6 protein-coding genes are annotated in these 4,663 nt (G+C 58.5%); 3 read left to right on the plus strand and 3 right to left on the minus strand.

What is annotated here, in order from left to right:
* Positions 1-154: 154 nt before the first annotated feature.
* The 3 genes from ACTJKS_RS27850 to ACTJKS_RS27860 all read right to left on the minus strand — a co-directional run bounded on the left by ACTJKS_RS27850 (position 155) and on the right by ACTJKS_RS27860 (position 2,074).
* A complete protein-coding gene (locus tag ACTJKS_RS27850; protein ID WP_440828973.1) occupies positions 155-436 on the minus strand; it encodes a phage antirepressor KilAC domain-containing protein in 282 nt (93 codons plus the stop codon).
* Between the two features lie 10 nt (positions 437-446).
* Positions 447-1,037, minus strand: coding sequence for a hypothetical protein (locus tag ACTJKS_RS27855; RefSeq protein ID WP_440828972.1), 591 nt, complete (start codon positions 1,035-1,037; stop codon positions 447-449).
* 254 nt (positions 1,038-1,291) lie between these two features.
* Entirely contained in the window at positions 1,292-2,074 is a 783-nt protein-coding gene (locus tag ACTJKS_RS27860; protein WP_440829051.1) for a S24 family peptidase, read from the minus strand.
* Positions 2,075-2,735: 661 nt separating this feature from the next.
* Here ACTJKS_RS27860 and ACTJKS_RS27865 point away from each other — a divergent pair.
* The 3 genes from ACTJKS_RS27865 to ACTJKS_RS27875 form a co-directional block, all read left to right on the plus strand.
* Positions 2,736-3,254 (plus strand): phage regulatory CII family protein, encoded by a 519-nt coding sequence (locus tag ACTJKS_RS27865; protein WP_083368989.1) that lies wholly within the window; start codon positions 2,736-2,738, stop codon positions 3,252-3,254.
* Positions 3,247-3,471 carry a TraR/DksA family transcriptional regulator gene (locus ACTJKS_RS27870; RefSeq protein WP_008080171.1) on the plus strand — a complete coding sequence of 75 codons (225 nt, stop codon included), beginning with the start codon at positions 3,247-3,249 and terminating at the stop codon, positions 3,469-3,471. The genes ACTJKS_RS27865 and ACTJKS_RS27870 overlap by 8 nt, the downstream gene beginning before the upstream one ends.
* Positions 3,461-4,663, plus strand: a 1,203-nt coding sequence (locus ACTJKS_RS27875; RefSeq protein WP_440829052.1) for a toprim domain-containing protein, incomplete at its 3' end; no start/stop codon positions are given. The genes ACTJKS_RS27870 and ACTJKS_RS27875, both read left to right, overlap by 11 nt.

Raw genomic sequence — 4,663 nt, forward strand, 5'->3', positions numbered from 1 at the left:
TTGTCGAGCCTCCTTGCGTTGTTGTCGTGCCGGGTGGTTCCAAGCGTTCAGGCAGTGGCGTCTGGTCAGCTCGCGCAGATGTTCGGGCACTTCGAGGAGCGCGGCGTTGCGCTCCTCACGTGTGCGCATGGCAATGATCTGGCGGGCGTACTCCCTAGGCCACGTCACGGCGATCTGCCGGGATGGCAGGAAGATCGATGTCCAACTGCTCGGCCAGCCAACGGATACCGGCCTGCTTCACCCGAGTCGACTGGCTGTACTGCATTCCGTGTTTCTCGTCATACCAGGGGCTGTCCTTGACCCGCAGGTACACCTTGTCGCGCTTTAGATCTGCCGGCAGGTTTCCCTTGAGCAAACCTTTCTCCCGCATGAGAGCGATCAGTTTGGGGCGAGTGAGGCCGAGTTGAGTGGCTGCTTGGGCTAGGGTGCGTTCCATAAACGGTTCCTCAAGCAGCATGCGCAGCAGGAGTGGCCGCTGCAGTAAGGTGGTTGATGGACTCAATGAGCTTTGCGTAGATCTCGGCATCGGGGTCGTACAGGGTGAAGCAACGCGTATGCGGGCTCTTGTTGCCGATGCTCAAGATGGCGGTGACGCCCCGGCGTGATTGGGTGCGATGCAGTGCCACATGAAGAGGAAGTTCAAAACCCATGTCGAGGCTCAGCACGCCGCCGGTGTGCACCAGTTCGAACACGCGCTGCTTGTCCTGGACATCAAAACGGCCGTATTGACGATCGGCATGCGGGCGATGCACCAGGTCGCTGGAGTTGCTCGCGTCGAACGGACCGTTGGCAATCTCTTCGATGAAGTCGGCGAGTTTGAGGTGCATCTTCTTGTCGTTCTGCAGGGTCAGCGTGTGGCGTTCGCTGCCCAGTTCGACGACAAAAGTGCTTTCCACTGTGCCGCGCTCAGCCTTGAGGCGAAACGCCAGGCATTCACGTTTCGGTGCTGTTCGCAGGACGTGGTTGAAGGTTTCGGTCAGGTTGACCTGGGCGTTGAGCAACTGCAGGGTGCGGTTGTCGATCTTGTACTTGATCATGCCGCGTGCCCTCCACCGTTCGGATCGATAGGAGAGGGCTGGCAGGACTTGGCGACAAGCTTGGGTTTGCTGTTATGAATGACGACCAGACAGCCCGTGGCGAGCTGCAGCTGTTCGATCAGTTTGCGATTGCTGACGCATGCAGGATGGACATGTAGGGATGCGGTGGCGCGCATGGTGATGCCTCACTGTGGTTGGAGAGTGAGGCAAGTAAACAATCTGTTTGTTTTTTGGTCAACACATTTTGTTTGGTGTCAGATCAGAGAGGGACCTTTCAATGGACGTATTGATGACCACCAAAATATGCGGCCAAGAATTACCACTCTCTGAGCCATGATCTGATCGAAGTCATAGTCTTCGTCAGCGTATTCATATGAATTGAAGCTCCTCATCTTGATGCCGTTGGCAGTACGTTGAAGAAATTTAATCCGAAAATGCCCGTCGTGGTCGATTGCGTACATTTCGCCGTCAACGATTCGTGTCATTCCTGTATCAATGCCGACTGTCGCTCCCGAAAGAATCAGTGGGTGATTACTGTTCCCGCTGTTGGTGGCAAATACAGCGTTTGAGGGATCTACTCCGCAAGTCCTCATCGTAGCTCGTGAAAAACGAAGCTTCGGCCCAGCGATCTCCTGAACCTCTGTACGCGCAACCTTTCCAGGTCCAGAGGATAACTCCACTTCCTTGTACAACCTTAGCTCCACCTCGTCATTGTCTATTGGTGTTTCTGAGTCCCAAGGAGCCATTGGCTCCAGCACGTAAAGCGGCGAATCGTTAGCAGCCGGGCGTAATGGGTTTCGCTCAGTGCTCTTGGTCCGCATCGGTACATCTTTCCCTTCTAGCCACTCGCGCTCCACGACAAGTGTCAGCGCAACTTCGCCGACCATATACGCGGGGACGCCCCTAGCTTTCCAGTTCGTGATGTTCTGGTCATTCTCGAGATCGAGAATTCGAGCGAGCTGGGCCCCCGTCAATCCGGAGTCTTCGAGCGCTTCACGGAAGCGTTGGCCTTTGAGGTTTTGCGTTTGTTTACTCATAAACAGAATGTTACAGCGCTTGCATTCAGATGATAACAAACGTATTGTTTGGTCTTGCCGCTCAATTTGTTTGGTATGGATAAAGTCATGAGTACACCTGCTCAGATATTCGATTTAGTACTGCAGGTTGCTGAGGCCTCCGGCAAAAGCCCTTCCCAGCTTTCGCGAGAGTGCAAAATCAGCCCTCAGAGATTCTTCAATTGGCGTCGGCGAGGTATTCCAGTCGCACAGGTTCGACATCTATCGAAAGCACTTTCTGGAGCGCTGCTACCTCATCAGCTTAGGCCGGATTTACCGGAGATATTCCCAGCCGAATCCGACGCTGAATTACAAGCTGCATAGAAAAAAGGCGACCCAAGGGTCGCCCAGTTTCTCCCGACAGCATCACCACAATGCAGTCGGGTCGCGATGTCGGAAGGCGAGCACACCACATGCCGCCGACTTTCATCGCGTTTCCAAGGCTCGGAAGCCTTGGTGTTGCTGCCGTTCTTACCACAGAGCTGGCAGCTGTTGCGCCAGGGGTGAACAACGGATTGTTCGCCCCGGCACGGTGCCGGTGTTGGTCTTACGAACCTAGCCGGCTTTGGGCCTCTCCAGACCACGCGGCAAATGTATCACCAACTTCTGTCGCGCGGCACTGGCAACTTTTAGGATTAATGCCATGAGCCGAATTGCTCTCAGTTCTCTGGAACGGGCGCAGCGGGAAATCCTGCCGCTCGATTTAGCGCTGTACCACGCCGCTCGCGATTACCCGGGCGGCGCTGCTGCCATCGCAGCCACGACCGGTCGTAACCCGACCACGCTGCAGCATAAACTGTCGCCGACCCACCCGAGCCACTCCATCAACATTCAGGAATTCGGCGAGATCCTCGAACTGACCAAGGATCGCCGCATTCTCGATGCGGTGCATGCGCTGGTCGGTGACACGGTCTGGCAGGAGCTGGCCGACACCTACACCAACGACATGCCCGAGACCCTCACCACCGGCATCGCTGAATACTTCCGCCAGGTCGCGGATCTGGCCGAGACCTGGGCCAAGAGCATCGGCGACGGTGTGGTGACTGATCAGGAACTGGCAGCGATTCGTCTGCAGGTGTTCCGGGGCATTCAAGGGCTACTCGGGTTGTTCAACCGCGCCACCTACGTCAACCAGACGACGCGAGGTGCCGACCGTGGCTGATATTGCTGATTTCGCCAACGATCTGGTGCAGGAACGCATCGATCAGGCCATGGCCGCGCGCAGCGCTGCCAAGGCCGAAAGCGCTGCCCATTCCTTGCTGTTCTGTGAAGCCTGCGACGACCCGATCCCGGAAGCACGCCGCCTGGCTCAACCGGGTTGCTCGCAGTGCATCAGTTGCCAATCCCTCTCTGAGCGGGGGATTCAGCATGCTCGATGAGGTATTGGGACAATTCGCCGATTACGGTCTGGAGCCGACACAACCGCTGGTGTTCGGCAAGCTGACCCGCTGCAAGACATCCCAGGACAAAGGCAAGGAAAAGAACGGCTGGTATGTGGTCCACGAGCAGCGCACGGAGAAGGGCGACACCCTGATCTTCGGCGCCTTCGGTGACTGGCGCTCGGGCGAGACGCAGAAGATCAAGGTCAAGGCCGGGCGGATGTCGCCGGAAGAGCGCGAAGTGATGCGCGCCCGCCAGGAAGAAGCCAAACGCCGCGCCGCGGAAATCGCGAACAACGCTGCGCGGCGGGCCGCGAAAAGGGCGCAGGGTCTGTTTGAGCGCATGCCGACCACCGGGCGCAGCGATTACCTGGACCGCAAACAGATTGTTGGCATTAACGTGCGTTACGCGCCGCGCACCGGCGCCGTATTGGTCCCAATGAAGAACGCCCGTGATCAGATCATGGGCCTGCAGGTGATCTTCCCGAACAAGCAGGAAGACACCGGCCGCGACAAATCCTACTGGCCCTACGGGATGGCTAAGGAGGGCACCTTTCACCTGCTCGGTCCGCACCCAGTACCGGGTGAACCGGTGCTGGTCTGTGAAGGTTACGCCACCGGCGCCAGCCTGCACATGGCGACGTCGCTCGCGGTGGCCGTGGCCTTCGATGCGGGCAACCTGCTGGCTGTGTGCAAGGTCATGCGCGAGCGCTTCGCCGGCTGCCCGCTGATCATCTGCCGCGATGACGACTGGAAGACCACCAAGCCCAACGGCGATGCCTGGAATCCGGGTGAGGAGAAGGCGAGCAACGCCGCTTTGATCGTCGGTGCCCAGGTGGTTGCGCCGATCTTCGCGGTCGAGCGCCACGACAAGTGGACCGACTTCAACGACCTGCATGTCGCCGAAGGTCTCGACGCAGTTCGCCGCCAAGTGCTGGCCGTGGTCCGCCCACCAGCAGCTGGTGGCTGGAAAGATCAGTTGGCCCGCAGCGAGAGCGGCGCCCTGATCGCGCACATGCAGAACGTCGAACTGATCCTCGCTCACGACGAACGCTGGGCCGGGGTGATCAGCTACTGCGCCTTCAGCTCGAAGATCGTCAAGCTGCGTGCCGCGCCCTATGGCGGTGGCACTGGCGAGTGGGCCGACATCGACGACGTGCGCGTGATGAAGTGGCTCGCGCAGCAGTACAAC

The sequence above is a fragment of the Pseudomonas sp. 22189 genome, assembly GCF_052045635.1.
GTDB lineage: Bacteria > Pseudomonadota > Gammaproteobacteria > Pseudomonadales > Pseudomonadaceae > Aquipseudomonas > Aquipseudomonas parakoreensis.